A 15,834-nucleotide genomic window follows, 5' to 3' on the forward strand; every position below is an offset into this window, starting at 1 on the left:
AAAGGGAGCAAGTAATGAACAACTTTAATCTGCACACCCCAACCCGCATTCTGTTTGGTAAAGGCGCAATCGCTGGTTTACGCGAACAAATTCCTCACGATGCTCGCGTATTGATTACCTACGGCGGCGGCAGCGTGAAAAAAACCGGCGTTCTCGATCAAGTTCTGGATGCCCTGAAAGGCATGGACGTGCTGGAATTTGGCGGTATTGAGCCAAACCCGGCTTATGAAACGCTGATGAACGCCGTGAAACTGGTTCGCGAACAAAAAGTGACTTTCCTGCTGGCGGTTGGCGGCGGTTCTGTACTGGACGGCACCAAATTTATCGCCGCAGCGGCTAACTATCCGGAAAATATCGATCCGTGGCACATTCTGCAAACGGGCGGTAAAGAGATTAAAAGCGCCATCCCGATGGGCTGTGTGCTGACGCTGCCAGCAACCGGTTCAGAATCCAACGCAGGCGCGGTGATCTCCCGTAAAACCACAGGCGACAAGCAGGCATTCCATTCTGCCCATGTTCAGCCGGTATTTGCCGTGCTCGATCCGGTTTATACCTACACCCTGCCGCCGCGTCAGGTGGCTAACGGTGTAGTGGATGCCTTTGTGCACACCGTGGAACAGTATGTTACCAAACCGGTTGATGCCAAAATTCAGGACCGTTTCGCAGAAGGCATTTTGTTGACGCTGATCGAAGATGGTCCGAAAGCCCTGAAAGAGCCAGAAAACTACGATGTGCGCGCCAACGTTATGTGGGCGGCGACTCAGGCGCTGAACGGTTTGATCGGCGCTGGCGTACCGCAGGACTGGGCAACGCATATGCTGGGCCACGAACTGACTGCGATGCACGGTCTGGATCACGCACAAACACTGGCTATCGTCCTGCCTGCACTGTGGAATGAAAAACGCGATACCAAGCGCGCTAAGCTGCTGCAATATGCTGAACGCGTCTGGAACATCACTGAAGGTTCCGACGATGAGCGTATTGACGCCGCGATTGCCGCAACCCGCAATTTCTTTGAGCAATTAGGCGTGCCGACCCACCTCTCCGACTACGGTCTGGACGGCAGCTCCATCCCGGCTTTGTTGAAAAAACTGGAAGAGCACGGTATGACCCAACTGGGCGAAAATCATGACATTACGCTGGATGTCAGCCGCCGTATATACGAAGCCGCCCGCTAAGCTTTTTACGCCTCAAACTTTCGTTTTCGGGCATTTCGTCCAGACTTAAGTTCACAACACCTCACCGGAGCCTGCTCCGGTGAGTTCATATAAAGGAGGAACGTATGGCTAATCCAACCGTTATTAAGCTACAGGATGGCAATGTCATGCCCCAGCTGGGACTGGGCGTCTGGCAAGCAAGTAATGAGGAAGTAATCACCGCCATTCAAAAAGCGTTAGACGTGGGTTATCGCTCGATTGATACCGCCGCGGCCTACAAGAACGAAGAAGGTGTCGGCAAAGCCCTGAAAAATGCCTCAGTCAACAGAGAAGAACTGTTCATCACCACGAAACTGTGGAACGACGACCACAAGCGCCCCCGCGAAGCCCTGCTCGACAGCCTGAAAAAACTCCAGCTTGATTATATCGACCTCTACTTAATGCACTGGCCCGTTCCCGCTATCGACCATTATGTCGAAGCATGGAAAGGCATGATCGAATTGCAAAAAGAGGGATTAATCAAAAGCATCGGCGTGTGCAACTTCCAGATCCATCACCTGCAACGCCTGATTGATGAAACTGGCGTGACGCCTGTTATTAATCAGATCGAACTTCACCCGCTGATGCAACAACGCCAGCTACATGCCTGGAACGCGACACACAAAATCCAGACCGAATCCTGGAGCCCATTAGCGCAAGGAGGGAAAGGCGTTTTCGATCAGAAAGTCATTCGCGATCTGGCAGATAAATACGGCAAAACCCCGGCGCAGATTGTTATCCGCTGGCATCTGGATAGCGGCCTGGTGGTGATCCCGAAATCGGTCACACCTTCACGTATTGCCGAAAACTTTGATGTCTGGGATTTCCGTCTCGACAAAGACGAACTCGGCGAAATTGCAAAACTCGATCAGGGCAAGCGTCTCGGTCCCGATCCTGACCAGTTTGGCGGCTAACGGGCAAATTCTCCCGGTGGCGGTAATGTTCCGCTACCGGACTTTTCAGAAATCATTTATTCCCCTCGCGTCCTGCCCATTGTTACTCTTCCTTGTTCAGGAATGCCAAATATAAGGACATCATCATGCAGAGCCGGAAGCTCTTAAAGGAACAACTCATCTACACCCGGGATAAACGCAACGGAGAGGTGAAAAACAGATGAAAATAATACTTCTGTTTTTAGCAGCCCTGGCAAGTTTTACCGTACACGCGCAGCCTCCTTCACAGACCGTAGAACAAACAGTCCGGCAGATTTATCAGAACTATAAATCAGATGCCAGTACGCCTTATTTCGGTGAAACCGGAGAGCGGGCGATAACTTCAGCGCGTATTCAACAGGCGCTTACCCTGAACGACAATCTTACACTACCGGGCAATATTGGCTGGCTGGATTATGATCCGGTTTGTGATTGTCAGGATTTTGGCGATCTGGTGTTAGAAAGCGTAGCGATAACCCAACCTGACGCCGATCATGCCGATGCCGTTGTGCGCTTTCGTATCTTTAAAGACGATAAAGAAAAGACCACGCAGACACTGAAAATGGTGGCGGAAAATGGTCGTTGGGTCATTGACGATATTGTCAGCAATCATGGCAGCGTCTTACAAGCAGTTAATAGCGAGAATGAAAAAACGCTGGCCGCTATAGCTTCGTTGCAAAAAGAACAGCCGGAAGCCTTTGTTGCCGAACTCTTTGAACATATTGCTGATTATAGCTGGCCGTGGACGTGGGTGGTTTCCGACCCTTACCGCCAGGCGGTCAATGCTTTCTATAAAACCACCTTCAAGACGGCCAACAATCCCGATGAAGATATGCAAATAGAACGGCAATTTATTTACGACAATCCGATCTGTTTTGGCGAAGAGTCGTTATTTTCACGCGTTGATGAAATCCGTGTCCTGGAGAAAACCGCCGATTCCGCCCGCATTCATGTTCGTTTTACGCTGACCAATGGCAACAACGAAGAGCAAGAACTGGTTTTACAGCGGCGCGAAGGTAAGTGGAAAATCGCTGATTTTATCCGCCCGAACAGCGGCAGCCTACTTAAGCAGATTGAGGCAAAAACCGCCGCCAGATTAAAACAATGAGCTGAATTAAATAGCAATTAGCCGGAACAATAAATAAAAGGGAACACTATATGAAAACGATTTTCACCGTGGGAGCTGTTGTTCTGGCAACCTGCTTGCTCAGTGGCTGCGTCAATGAGCAAAAGGTCAATCAGCTGGCGAGCAATGTGCAAACATTAAATGCCAAAATCGCCCGGCTTGAGCAGGATATGAAAGCATTACGCCCACAAATCTATGCTGCCAAATCCGACGCTAACAGAGCCAATACGCGTCTTGATGCACAGGACTATTTCGACTGCCTGCGCTGCTTGCGTATGTACGCAGAATGATAAAAAAATCCCCGGCAGCATTCTGTTACCGGGGATATTTTTTAACGTCCAACCGCCGCTTTAGGGCGTTTCTTCGCACCAGCATTCTGCAGGCGAGATTGCGTAGACGACGCTTTTTTTGCCGTAGCAGGCGTCTGACGCTGGGTCGCCATCGGCGTATGTTTAGTCAACGCCGGACGGGTATTGCGGTTCTGGCGGCGAGCTTCACGCATCTCTTCAATGGTTGGCACAGGCACTAAGCAATCGCGACGGCTGCCAATCAGATGCTTTTTGCCCATCGCTTCCAGCGCCTGACGGATTAACGGCCAGTTTGCCGGATCGTGGTAACGCAACAACGCTTTATGCAAACGACGCTGTTTGTCGCCCTTCGGTACGAAGACGTCTTCACTCTTATAACCAATCTTCGCCAGCGGGTTTTTCCCGGTGTAATACATGGTGGTCGAGTTAGCCAGCGGCGATGGGTAGAAGTTCTGTACCTGGTCGAGACGGAAACGATGCTTTTTCAGCCACAGCGCCAGATTCACCATATCTTCATCACGCGTACCCGGGTGCGCGGAGATGAAATACGGGATCAGATACTGTTCTTTACCTGCCTGTTTCGAGTAAGTATCGAACAGCTCTTTAAAGCGGTCATAGCTGCCCATGCCCGGCTTCATCATCTTCGACAACGGCCCTTCTTCGGTATGTTCCGGGGCAATCTTCAGATAACCGCCAACGTGATGAGTCGCCAGCTCTTTGATATAGCGCGGATCCTCTACGGCGATGTCATAACGCACACCAGAGGCAATCAGGATCTTTTTAATGCCTTTCAGATCACGCGCACGGCGATAGAGATTGATGGTCGGTTCATGGTTAGTGTCCATGTGCGGACAAATATCCGGATAAACGCACGACAAACGACGGCAGGTTTGCTCAGCGCGTGGCGATTTGCAGCGCAACATATACATGTTGGCAGTAGGCCCACCGAGATCGGAAATCACGCCCGTAAAACCTGGAACAGTGTCGCGGATCGCTTCGATCTCATTAATAATCGAATCTTCGGAACGGCTCTGAATAATGCGCCCTTCGTGCTCGGTAATAGAACAGAAAGAGCAGCCGCCAAAGCAGCCACGCATAATGTTGACCGAGAAACGAATCATTTCGTAAGCCGGAATTCGGGCATTACCGTAAGCCGGATGCGGCACGCGCTTGTACGGCAGCGCAAAGACGCTATCCATCTCTTCGGTAGAAAGCGGAATAGCAGGCGGGTTGATCCATACATAGCGGTCGCCATGTTTTTGCATCAATGCGCGGGCGCAGCCTGGGTTAGTTTCGTGGTGCAGAATGCGCGAAGCATGGGCGTACAGCACTTTATCGCCCTTCACTTTCTCGAAAGAAGGCAGCAACACGTAGGTTTTTTCCCACGGTTTCGGGCGTGGTGGCTGCACGGTTACAGCTTTGGCTTCCTGCTTTTTCGGAGCTACCGGTTTGTTATCCGCGCACGGCAAATCTTCGCCATACGGATGCGGGATTGGGTCGATTTTCCCTGGGGTATCAAGACGGGTGGAATCCACACCGCTCCAGCCTGGCAACGCCTCTTTTACGATAATCGCGGTATTACGCACATCGCGGATTTCACTAATCGGCTCGCCCATCGCCAGACGGTGCGCCACTTCCACCAGCGGACGCTCACCGTTACCAAACATCAGCATGTCGGCTTTCGAATCCACCAACACGGAACGGCGCACGGTATCGGACCAGTAATCATAATGCGCGGTACGGCGCAGGCTGGCCTCAATACCGCCGAGGATCACCGGCACATCTTTCCACGCCTCTTTACAACGTTGGGTATAAACCAGTGTGGCGCGATCCGGACGCTTACCCGCGACATTATCTGGCGTGTAGGCATCGTCATGACGTAAACGGCGATCGGCGGTATAGCGGTTGATCATCGAGTCCATGTTGCCAGCAGTAACCCCGAAAAACAGATTCGGTTTACCCAGACGCATAAAGTCGTCTTTGCTGCTCCAGTCTGGCTGGGCGATGATCCCGACGCGAAAGCCCTGCGCTTCCAGCATACGACCGCAAATCGCCATCCCGAAGCTTGGGTGATCGACATACGCGTCGCCAGTAACCAAAATGATGTCGCAGCTATCCCAGCCAAGTTGATCCATCTCTTCACGTGACATCGGCAAAAACGGTGCCGGTCCAAAACAGGCGGCCCAGTACTGCGGCCAGGAGAACAGGTCGCGATCCGGTTGGATCAGGGAGATAGAGCTCATTTTGCTTCCAGAAATGATAAAAAAATAATCAAAGGCCGGGGATTATACGCTGTATCACGCGCGGAAATGAAGTGATGTTGATGAACGGTGGCGAAATACCCTGGTGAGGTTTTTCACTGCCCGACTTGGGCAAGCACATTTAAGGCTGGCGGTATCGTGGCAACTGCCGCTACTATTTATGCCGATCAGCAACGTTCAAATCATATTGCACGACGATCGGCTATCCGAGGACACCCACAGTAAGGCAAGGTATGGAACAGGTTATTACAAAGCGCCGCTATTACGATATTGGTCTACAGATTGAAGAGCTGCTGTATTCAGGCGTATTTAAGGCCGGAGAACGCTTACCTTCAGAACGTGAACTGAGCGAGCGGTTTAATACCAGCCGAACTACCATTCGTGAAGCCATCATTATGCTGGAACTGAAAGGCGTATTGAATGTGAAGCAAGGGTCAGGGATTTTCTTTGTCGACTCCACCGATAAGCTCAACCAGAAATCATTAATGCCCTATTCAGAAATTGGCCCGTTTGAACTGTTGCAGGCGCGTCAGGTGATTGAGAGCAATATTACTGGTTTTGCAGCCAGCCAGATTAGCTTTAACGAGTTACAAGAGTTAAAGAAAATCATTAGATTGCAGGAAAACGCTATCGCTGCGGAAAGTGATAAATTTGAAGACCTGGATCACCGATTTCATAGCATTATTGCCGAAGCGACGCAAAATCGGGTACTCATCAAACAAGCTGCTGAATTATGGCGGGCAGTTCGTACAGAAAACCCCCGCTGGAAGAAACTTAACTACAAGTACCTGCATGAAAAGCATTTGCGTCTGCAATGGCTGGAAGATCACCGGGCTATTTTCCTTGCGCTACAACAGAAAGATTCAGAGCTCGCCAGGGAAGCGTCCTGGAGACATCTGGAAAACAGCAAAAATGAACTGATCAAAATCTTCAAACAAGACGCTTCCATCAGCGATTTTGATGACTTTTTCTTCGCTCGTTAACCTTCATTAGTCCAGAGCTGGCGGGAAAAATAACGCCGGCTCTGCGTTGCACCCTCCACTGGTACACGCTCTCTTTTCAATTGGTCTAATAAATCGACGATCATCAGATATCTTAGATTAGCGGCAATTATCCCAAAAACTGACCTCTAAAAAACTTTCCTTTCATTTTATTCATATAACTCATTGATACAGATATAAATAACGCCTTGTTGTTCTGTTTCGTACTTTTACCTTTCTCTGCAAGCGTGATGCATCTCTCTGTTTTTGGTCTAGTGAATTATGTAAATTGGTATACACACAAGCCACCAGGAGTAAGAGCATAATGTCAGGGAACGAAAGTATCGCTGCCGCCCACTATGATCAGGTAACCACCTGGCCTCGGGACGGGTTACAGGCAGATATTGTCCATATTGGTTTTGGCGCTTTTCATCGCGGACACCAGGCTGTCTACACGGATCTCACTAATCAACTTTCGGACACCCGCTGGGGGATCTTTGAGATCAACCTGTTTGGTGATGCTCAACTGATCGAAAACTTAAATGCGCAAAATGGGCTGTTTTCGGTTGTGGAAACATCTGCATCGCAAGCTACCTCACGCCTTGTGCGTTCGGTGGCTGGCGGTATTCATACCCCCAGAGATGGCATTGCCGCAGCAATCCATAAACTGGCTGAACCTCAGGTAAAAATCGTTTCATTAACCATCACCGAGAAAGGTTATTGCCTCGATCCGCAAACACGTTCACTTGATCTCACCAATGGATTAATCCAACACGATCTACAAAACCCGGATGCGCCTCTGTCAGCTATTGGCGTGATCGTCTGTGCTTTGCAACAACGTAAAGCGACAGGACTCGCCGCTTTTAGTGTGCTCTCCTGTGACAACTTGCCAGACAATGGGCATCTGACGCGCAATGCCGTTCTCGGTTTTGCCCGACAACTGGACCAGCCCCTGGCTCAGTGGATCGAAGAAAATGTCTCATTTCCAGGCACGATGGTAGATCGCATTGTTCCGGCAATGACTGAATCGCAATTCGCCTTACTGGAAACGAAAACCGGTTATGCCGATCCCTGCGGGATCGTCTGCGAATCATTTCGTCAGTGGGTGATCGAAGATAATTTTGTGCGCGGACGACCGAAATGGGATAAAGCCGGCGCGATGTTTGTCAGCAATGTTCAGCCTTATGAAGAGATGAAGTTACGCATGTTAAATGGTAGCCATTCATTTCTGGCTTATAACGGCTCGCTGGCAGGCTATGAGTTTATCTGGCAATGCATGGAAGACGCTAATTTTCGTTCCATTACCCACCAACTGATGATTAATGAACAAGCCCGAACACTTAATCCAGACTTAAATATCAACATCCAGGAATACGCCGACCTGTTAATTGAACGCTTTAGCAACCGTAACGTTGCACACCTTACCGGGCAAATAGCCATGGACGGTTCACAAAAGCTTCCCCAGCGTGCACTGACGCCCTGGCTGAAATTACATCAGCAAAAGCAAAACAATGCTGTTCTGTCACTGCTCGTTGCTGGTTGGTTGCATTATGTCATTGATGCTGTTGAGAAAAGCCAGTCTGTCGCTGATCCAATGAATGACCAATTTCAGGCGCTAATAAAGGAACAACAAGACGCATGGCAACAGGCGCTCGCATTACTGCACCTTAGCGCCATATTTGGTGATTTAAGCAACCATCAGCCATTTATAAATGAAATAAAAATCGCCTTTGCGAATATAAAAAACAAAGGCATCAAGGCCACCATCAGCCAATTATTATCGGATGAGCAGAAATGAAAACATTAATTTGTCAGCAGCCTGGCGTTATGGAATATGTGGAAAAGGATATTCCCACACCAGCAGATAATGAAGTGCTGTTAAAAATCAAAGCTGTGGGTATTTGTGGTACTGATATTCACGCTTTTGCCGGCAGACAGCCTTTTTTTAGCTACCCACGTGTATTAGGTCATGAAATATGCGCCGAAGCGGTTTCGCGAGGCAGCCAGTGCCAAACAGCACAATCAGGCCAGCGCTATTCCGTCATCCCATGCATTCCGTGTGGCGAGTGCGCAGCCTGTCGGGAAGAGAAAACGAACTGCTGCGAACGTGTTTCGCTGTATGGCGTGCATCAGGATGGGGGTTTTAGTGAGTACCTTGCGGTACGTGAAGACAACCTTGTGCCTCTCCCTGACGAGGTCAGCGACAGTGCCGGAGCATTGGTTGAATGTTTCGCCATTGGTGCACATGCCGTTCGTCGGGCAGAGATCAAGGCTGAACAAAACGTACTGGTGGTTGGCGCTGGGCCAATCGGTCTGGCTACCGCGGCCATCGCCAGGGCTAAAGGGGCGCATGTTGTTGTTGCTGATATTGATTGTCAACGTCGCCAGCACGTTGTGGATCATCTGGCAATTAATGTCTTCGACCCAACACAGGAAGGTTTTATTGCCGCGCTTAGTGAAGTATTTGGCGGCGAACTGGCTTGCGTAGTCCTGGATGCGACGGGAAATAAAGCTTCAATGAGTCATGATGTAAATCTTATTCGTCATGGCGGCAAAATTGTTTTCATCGGTTTGTACATTGGTGAACTTGTTATTGACGATCCGACCTTCCATAAAAAAGAGACAACGTTACTCAGCAGCCGCAATGCCACACGGGAAGATTTTGCGTTGGTGATTGAACTGATGCGCAGCAATAAAATTCACGAAAATTTAATGAAAAACCAGGCGTTCAATTTCTTTAGTGTTGGCGAAGATTACCAGCGTAACGTTGTAGAAAATAAAAATATGGTCAAGGGTGTGATCACTTTTTAAGGGAACAAATATGACAACTGTTTATGTCAGTGAAGAAAATTTAAAATCACTGGTGCACCACAAATTACATACCGCCGGGCTGGATACCGACACCACACAACAGGTGACAGATGTTTTAGTACATGCCGATATTACAGGTGTGCATTCACATGGTGTTATGCGTGTCGAACATTATTGCACCCGCCTTGCTGCCGGAGGGTTAAATAAAGCCCCGCAGTTTAGCATTGAGCAAATTTCACCGTCAGTGGCCATTCTCGACTCTGACGACGGAATGGGGCATTCCGCATTAATTAGCGCCACTGAGCACGCTATTAAACTGGCCCAGCAAGAGGGCCTCGGTTTTGTTAGCGTTAAAAACACGTCTCACTGTGGTGCGTTATCTTATTTTGCAGAGATGATCACCAACAAAGGGTTGGTTGCTATCGTAATGACGCAAACCGATACCTGTGTGGCTCCCCATGGCGGCGCCGAGCGCTTTTTGGGAACTAACCCCATCGCCTTTGGTTTCCCGGTGGAAAACAGCCATCCGATGATTGTTGATATGGCGACCAGTGCCACGGCTTTCGGCAAAATACTTCATGCAAAGGAAACCGGAAAACATATTGGTGAAGGGCTGGCGATAGATAAAAACGGTTATGGCACCACTGATCCGTATAAGATTGAAAACCTGCTACCTTTCGGCCAACACAAAGGTTCAGGCATTGCACTGGCTATTGATGCACTGACTGGCGTGCTGATGAATGCGAATTTTGGCAACCATATTGTTCGCATGTATGGTGATTATGACAAGATGCGTAAGCTGGCAAGTTTGGTTATTGCCATCGATCCGAAAAAGCTCGGCAATCCTGTTTTTGCAAAAACCATGGCGCAAATGGTCACGGAGTTGCATGCCGTTAAACCGGCTCCCGGTATCGAAAAAGTGTTAGCGCCGAACGATCCGCAAATGCACTACAAAGAAAAATGCCAACAGGAAGGTATTCCGGTTCCGGCAGGAATATTCCATTATCTGGCAGAGAATTAATCACTACTTTTTATTATAACGATAGAAAAGCGCTGTATTTATCGTTTCTGTTATATTAACCAGGAGCAGGATATGAAAGCACTTCGTCCTCTGACGGCATCGCTTATGCTGTTAACCAGTTGTTTATTAATATCTAATACCACACTGGCAAAAATAACATTAAAACTGAGTCATAATCAGGATAAAAGCCATGCTGTCCATAAAGCATTAAGCTATTTAGCGGATAAAACCAAAGAGTATTCTAATGGTGAATTAGTTATTCGCATTTACCCAAATGCAACATTAGGTAATGAGCGTGAATCACTGGAATTAATGAACTCCGGTGCATTACAGATGGTTAAGGTTAATGCCGCATCACTAGAATCATTTGCTCCAGATTACAGCCTTTTCAGTCTGCCGTTCTTATTCCGCGACCGTGATCACTATTATCGTGTTCTGCAAAGTGATTTAGGTAAAAAAATACTTAATTCATCAGAAAGCAAAGGTTTTGTTGGTATTACGTACTATGACGGCGGTGCGAGAAGTTTTTATTCCAATAAACCGATTACAAAACCTGAAGATTTAGCGGGAATGAAAATCAGGGTTCAACAAAGCCCCAGCGCCATTGCAATGATGAAAGCACTCGGTGGTGTCGCTACCCCGATGGCGCAAGGCGAACTCTACACCGCACTTCAGCAAGGTGTGGTTGATGGCGGAGAGAACAATACCGTTGTCTATTCCGATATGCGTCACGCCGAAGTCGCAAAAGTCTATTCACGTGATGAACACACCATGGTACCTGATGTGTTAATTATCAGCACCGACGTGTTGAATAAACTTGGTGATAAAGAGCGCACGGCATTATTAAAAGCAGCCGATGAGTCAATGATGCAGATGAAGGACGTCATCTGGCCTGCGGCTGAAAAAGAAGCCTACGACAAAATGAAAGGGATGAACGCAACAGTTGTTGATGTTGATAAATCCGCTTTCAAAGAACGCGTCAAACCGTTATACGATGAATTCAAGGCGAAAGATGCACAATCAGCCAAAAACCTTGAGCTAGTAGAAAGTATGTAACCCTAATGGGCAGGTAATTCCTGCCTTTTCATGGAAGACTTATGCGAACACTCACTCATATTCTTAATAAGATCCTTGCCGGATGTTGCTGCATTATTCTCGCCATTATGGTGTTCTGCGTAACCTGGCAAGTTATTGCACGTTTTATTTTTAACGCTCCCAGCACTGTGCTTGATGAGTTCACCCAGATTTTATTTATGTGGATGATTTTACTTGGTGGTGTATATACTGCGGGGTTAAAAAAACATCTGGCCATTGATTTGTTGGCTCAAAAACTTCCGGCTGCATCTGTTCTGACGCTTGACTGTTTTATCCAAATTATTATTACGGTCTTTGCGGTTATTTTCATGATCTATGGCGGGAATATTGTTGTTGAAAAAGCACAACATGTTGGACAAATCTCTCCTGTATTAAAATGGCCGATGGATAAGGTTTATTGGGTTATGCCTGCCAGTGGGCTTATTCTGGTCTGGTATTCAGTGATGAATATCATCGACAACTATCGCAAATGGAATTCTCATTAACGAGGGAAGTATGGACATTGAATATATCTACCCCGTCTTAATTTTATTTGGCAGTTTTGTCATCATGCTGACAATCGGTGTGCCAATTACTTTTGCGATTGGTCTTTCTTCGCTGTTATCTATTATTACTGCCTTACCACCCGATGCCGCCATTTCTGTGATTTCGCAAAAGATGACTGTGGGGCTGGATGGCTTTACGCTATTAGCCATTCCCTTCTTCGTGTTAGCCGGAAACATTATGAATACCGGTGGTATAGCCAGACGACTGGTTAACCTGGCGCAAGCATTAGTTGGGCGTCTTCCTGGCTCACTGGCTCATTGTAATATCCTCGCGAATACACTGTTTGGTGCGATTTCAGGTTCAGCCGTTGCGTCAGCCGCCGCGGTAGGTGGAATTATGTCTCCACTGCAGGAAAAAGAGGGCTATGATCCGGCGTTCTCTGCGGCGGTTAATATTGCCTCTGCACCCATTGGCCTGATGATCCCACCAAGCAATGTGTTGATTGTCTATTCACTCGCCAGCGGAGGGACTTCTGTTGCTGCGTTGTTCTTAGCCGGATACTTGCCAGGCATTCTCACCGCTGCTGCTTTAATGTTTGTGGCGGCACTTTATGCGCGACGTAACCATTATCCGGTGGCCGAACGTATCAATTTTCATCAATTTTTGCAGGTATTCCGCGAATCAATTCCCAGCCTGATGCTTATTTTTATCATTATTGGCGGTATTATCGCAGGGGTATTCACGCCCACGGAAGCATCGGCAATTGCGGTAATTTATAGTTTAGTCCTGGCAATGATTTACCGTGAAATCACCATCAAGAAACTCAATGATATCCTGTTAGATTCGGTGGTGACCAGTTCAATTGTTTTGTTGCTGGTAGGCTGTTCAATGGGGATGTCATGGGCCATGACGAATGCTGATGTTCCTGAGTTGATCAACGAACTGATTACCCGCGTTTCGGATAACAAATGGGTCATTCTATTTATTATTAATATCATTCTGTTGATCGTCGGTACCTTTATGGATATCACGCCGGCGATCCTGATATTTACACCTATTTTCCTGCCGATCGCCCAGCATCTGGGGATTGATCCGATTCACTTCGGCATCATTATGGTTTTCAACTTAACCATTGGCCTTTGCACACCACCTGTCGGCACCATTCTGTTTGTGGGGTGCAGCATTGGTAAGGTCAGTATCGACAGGGCAATAAAACCATTACTGCCGATGTTTCTGGCATTGTTTGTAGTAATGGCAATTATTTGTTATTTCCCGCAGCTTAGTCTGATGCTGCCAGGATTATTTTCGACCTGATACACAATGAAGACTGCATACTGAGTAATTTTCAATGCCCCACCACTCTGTGGGGCATTGAATTGGTCCATTACGGTACCGGATTGACCAACAGTTGCCCAATCGAACCACGGTCCGCCATTTCCAGCGTCTGACTGTTGAAGTAGAACGGGAAGTGCGCCCAGGAAGGCTGACCGAAATAAACAAGCAGCTCCACTTGTCCGTCAACCCAAACGGTATCTTTCCAGCCTCTGTCTTCCGGGAACGGCATCGCGCCATTCACGTTACGGATCTGGAACATCACGCCTTCAATATGGAACGCTTGCGGCTCGTCCGCGCGTACCGTCCAGCGTTCCCACGTTCCTTGCTGCGCGGTGACATCAATACGGTTGACGTCCCACAGCTGTCCATTAATCCCCGGGTCATCACCCAGACTGATATCGCGACTGCGAATCGGCGAACCAGCCATGATTTCAGTTGGCAGCAGGCGCATCGGAAGACTGTCTGTGACCAGCGGCAGAAGGCCGGTTGGGCGCAGCGTTAGCACCAGGGTAGAAACCAGAATACTGGATGGCTCAAAGAAGCCGCGAATACGATCAACAATGCTCGCCGCTTCACCACAGGTGATCGACACTTCATCACCGTTGCTCATATCCACCAGAATCTCGCGGCGCTCGCCCGGTGCCAGCGAAAGTTGCTTCACCGATACAGGAGCGGGCAGGAATCCCTGATCGCCAGAAATCACATGTAACGGGCGACCATCGCTCATCTGTAGTTGATAGCGACGAGAGTTCGACGCGTTCAACAGACGCAAGCGCACCCAGCCACGCGAGACTTCAACGTACGGGCTTTGTACACCGTTAACCAGCAGCGTATCACCAACAAAGCCGCCGCTTCCCGGTTCGTTGTATTCTGGCGTACCAAAGTTATCCAGCCGTTTATCCTGGATAATGACCGGAAAATCATCCACACCATAATGGTTGGGGATAGGCAGCGACTTGCTGACTTCATCTTCCACCAGCCACATTCCGGCAAGGCCGTTATAGACCTGCTGAGCCGTGCGGTTGGGAGTATTGGCGTGATACCACAGAGTAGCTGCGTTCTGGCGAATGGGCAGTACGGGTGCCCAGTCAGCGTTTGGCGACATCATCCGTGCCGGACCGCCCATCAGCGGGCCTGGTACCTGTAGCCCGGCCACCGTCATTGAGACATTTTCTGTCAGGCGGTTGCTGTAAATAAGCTTAACATCGTCGCCCTTCCAGACGCGGATAGTCGGCCCCAGGTAACGACCATTGATTCCCCAAACCGACGCGCGTGTCCCTGGCGTAAATGACCAGTGCGCACGTTGTACAGTCATAAACAGCGGTTGCCCACGGCGAGATTCAAGCAGCGGCGGAACGGGTAGCGGTTGCTGTTGCCCGGCTGCGCTGGCCTTCAGGGGAACAGCGCCTGCACAAAGTGCAATCCCCGATGCCTGAATGAACTGACGCCGACTGAGTGACATATTTGCTCCATGTAAAACTGGCTAAAGTAATACCGTGCAGGAAAGTGTTCCCCGCAAAAATACAGATTGCCGACTTAAACTTTTCCGGCGGCTTCGCGCTCTGCGACTTCTTTATCGAGCTCAGCGATTTTTTGTTCCATTATCGAACGACAATGGGCAGCCAACTCGCGAACCTGATCTTTGCCATACTGACTGACGTCAATTGGCGGCAGCATTTCGACAATCACCAGACCGTTGTGTAGCCGATTAAGATTAATCTTATTCGAAGTTGTAGAGACGCACACGGGAATAATCGGGACGCCCGCCGCAATTGCCGCGTGAAATGCCCCGGTCTTGAACGGTAGCAGGCCGCGACCACGGCTGCGGGTTCCTTCCGGGAACATCCAGATGGAAATACGGCGTTTTTTGAAGTGATTCACGACTTCCGCAATAGTGCCGTGAGCTTTAGTGCGATTGTTTCTGTCGATCAATAAGTTGCCGGTTAACCAGTACAACTGCCCGAAGAAGGGGATCCACAGCAAGCTCTTTTTACCTACCGTCACCGTCGGCGGTTGCACAATGTTCGATGCTGTGACCATGTCATAGTTGTTCTGGTGGTTAGCGATATAGATAGCATTGCCGTAGCTTTCAGCATCCGCAGGTTTGCGGCACTCAACTTTCAGGCCGAACAGCGGTGCAAGACGACCAAACATATGCCCAAAGGTGGCCACATGTTTCGGGTTACGCGGGCTGAAAAGGCAGTAAATGGAGCCGAATACACAGACTAAGATGCTGTAAATCACGGTAATAATAAGACGAAAGATATATAGCATAACACCCTC

Annotated in this window: 14 protein-coding genes; 11 read left to right on the forward strand and 3 right to left on the reverse strand. The window is 48.9% G+C overall.

The annotated features are described in order from the left end of the window. Window positions 1-14: 14 nt before the first annotated feature. The 4 genes from yqhD to yqhH all read left to right on the forward strand — a co-directional run bounded on the left by yqhD (window position 15) and on the right by yqhH (window position 3,544). Window positions 15-1,178 carry an alcohol dehydrogenase gene (gene yqhD / locus ACJHX7_RS05775; RefSeq protein ID WP_001058802.1) on the forward strand — a complete coding sequence of 388 codons (1,164 nt, stop codon included), beginning with the start codon at window positions 15-17 and terminating at the stop codon, window positions 1,176-1,178. Between the two features lie 104 nt (window positions 1,179-1,282). Next, entirely contained in the window at window positions 1,283-2,110 is an 828-nt protein-coding gene (gene dkgA, locus ACJHX7_RS05780; RefSeq protein WP_000013129.1) for a 2,5-didehydrogluconate reductase DkgA, read from the forward strand. A gap of 199 nt (window positions 2,111-2,309) precedes the next feature. Next, window positions 2,310-3,236 carry a YbjP/YqhG family protein gene (locus tag ACJHX7_RS05785; RefSeq protein ID WP_032172030.1) on the forward strand — a complete coding sequence of 309 codons (927 nt, stop codon included), beginning with the start codon at window positions 2,310-2,312 and terminating at the stop codon, window positions 3,234-3,236. Window positions 3,237-3,286: 50 nt separating this feature from the next. Then, window positions 3,287-3,544, forward strand: coding sequence for a lipoprotein YqhH (yqhH, locus tag ACJHX7_RS05790; RefSeq protein ID WP_000848523.1), 258 nt, complete (start codon window positions 3,287-3,289; stop codon window positions 3,542-3,544). A 41-nt stretch (window positions 3,545-3,585) separates the two neighbouring features. On the opposite strand, the gene ACJHX7_RS05795 is transcribed toward yqhH, so the two are convergent. After that, complete coding sequence (locus tag ACJHX7_RS05795) at window positions 3,586-5,805, reverse strand: YgiQ family radical SAM protein (protein WP_094029928.1); 2,220 nt, start codon at window positions 5,803-5,805, stop codon at window positions 3,586-3,588. A 251-nt stretch (window positions 5,806-6,056) separates the two neighbouring features. Here ACJHX7_RS05795 and ACJHX7_RS05800 point away from each other — a divergent pair, with 251 nt between their 5' ends. The 7 genes from ACJHX7_RS05800 (at window position 6,057) to ACJHX7_RS05830 (ending at window position 13,530) form a co-directional block, all read left to right on the forward strand. Further along, window positions 6,057-6,806 carry a FadR/GntR family transcriptional regulator gene (locus tag ACJHX7_RS05800; RefSeq protein WP_000438653.1) on the forward strand — a complete coding sequence of 250 codons (750 nt, stop codon included), beginning with the start codon at window positions 6,057-6,059 and terminating at the stop codon, window positions 6,804-6,806. Between the two features lie 322 nt (window positions 6,807-7,128). Beyond that, the gene (locus ACJHX7_RS05805; RefSeq protein WP_094029927.1) at window positions 7,129-8,601 is read left to right on the forward strand and encodes a mannitol dehydrogenase family protein; all 1,473 of its coding nucleotides are present in this window, start codon (window positions 7,129-7,131) and stop codon (window positions 8,599-8,601) included. After that, on the forward strand, window positions 8,598-9,614 hold the full coding sequence (locus ACJHX7_RS05810; RefSeq protein ID WP_001530875.1) for a zinc-binding alcohol dehydrogenase family protein: 1,017 nt from the start codon (window positions 8,598-8,600) through the stop codon (window positions 9,612-9,614). Before ACJHX7_RS05805 ends, ACJHX7_RS05810 begins: the two co-directional genes overlap by 4 nt. 10 nt (window positions 9,615-9,624) lie before the next feature. Beyond that, entirely contained in the window at window positions 9,625-10,635 is a 1,011-nt protein-coding gene (locus ACJHX7_RS05815; RefSeq protein WP_000214543.1) for an Ldh family oxidoreductase, read from the forward strand. Between the two features lie 72 nt (window positions 10,636-10,707). Next, entirely contained in the window at window positions 10,708-11,691 is a 984-nt protein-coding gene (locus ACJHX7_RS05820; protein WP_094029926.1) for a TRAP transporter substrate-binding protein, read from the forward strand. A 41-nt stretch (window positions 11,692-11,732) separates the two neighbouring features. Beyond that, a complete protein-coding gene (locus ACJHX7_RS05825; RefSeq protein WP_001259748.1) occupies window positions 11,733-12,215 on the forward strand; it encodes a TRAP transporter small permease in 483 nt (160 codons plus the stop codon). 10 nt (window positions 12,216-12,225) lie between these two features. Further along, on the forward strand, window positions 12,226-13,530 hold the full coding sequence (locus ACJHX7_RS05830) for a TRAP transporter large permease (RefSeq protein ID WP_410231542.1): 1,305 nt from the start codon (window positions 12,226-12,228) through the stop codon (window positions 13,528-13,530). 70 nt (window positions 13,531-13,600) lie between these two features. Here the strand turns inward: ACJHX7_RS05830 and ftsP are convergent, their stop codons facing one another. Beyond that, the gene (ftsP, locus tag ACJHX7_RS05835) at window positions 13,601-15,013 is read right to left on the reverse strand and encodes a cell division protein FtsP (RefSeq protein WP_000059395.1); all 1,413 of its coding nucleotides are present in this window, start codon (window positions 15,011-15,013) and stop codon (window positions 13,601-13,603) included. Between the two features lie 74 nt (window positions 15,014-15,087). Continuing rightward, window positions 15,088-15,825, reverse strand: coding sequence for a 1-acylglycerol-3-phosphate O-acyltransferase (plsC, locus tag ACJHX7_RS05840; RefSeq protein ID WP_000965712.1), 738 nt, complete (start codon window positions 15,823-15,825; stop codon window positions 15,088-15,090). Window positions 15,826-15,834: the final 9 nt, after the last annotated feature.

Source organism: Escherichia sp. WS1451, from assembly GCF_046487365.1.
Taxonomy (GTDB): domain Bacteria; phylum Pseudomonadota; class Gammaproteobacteria; order Enterobacterales; family Enterobacteriaceae; genus Escherichia; species Escherichia coli.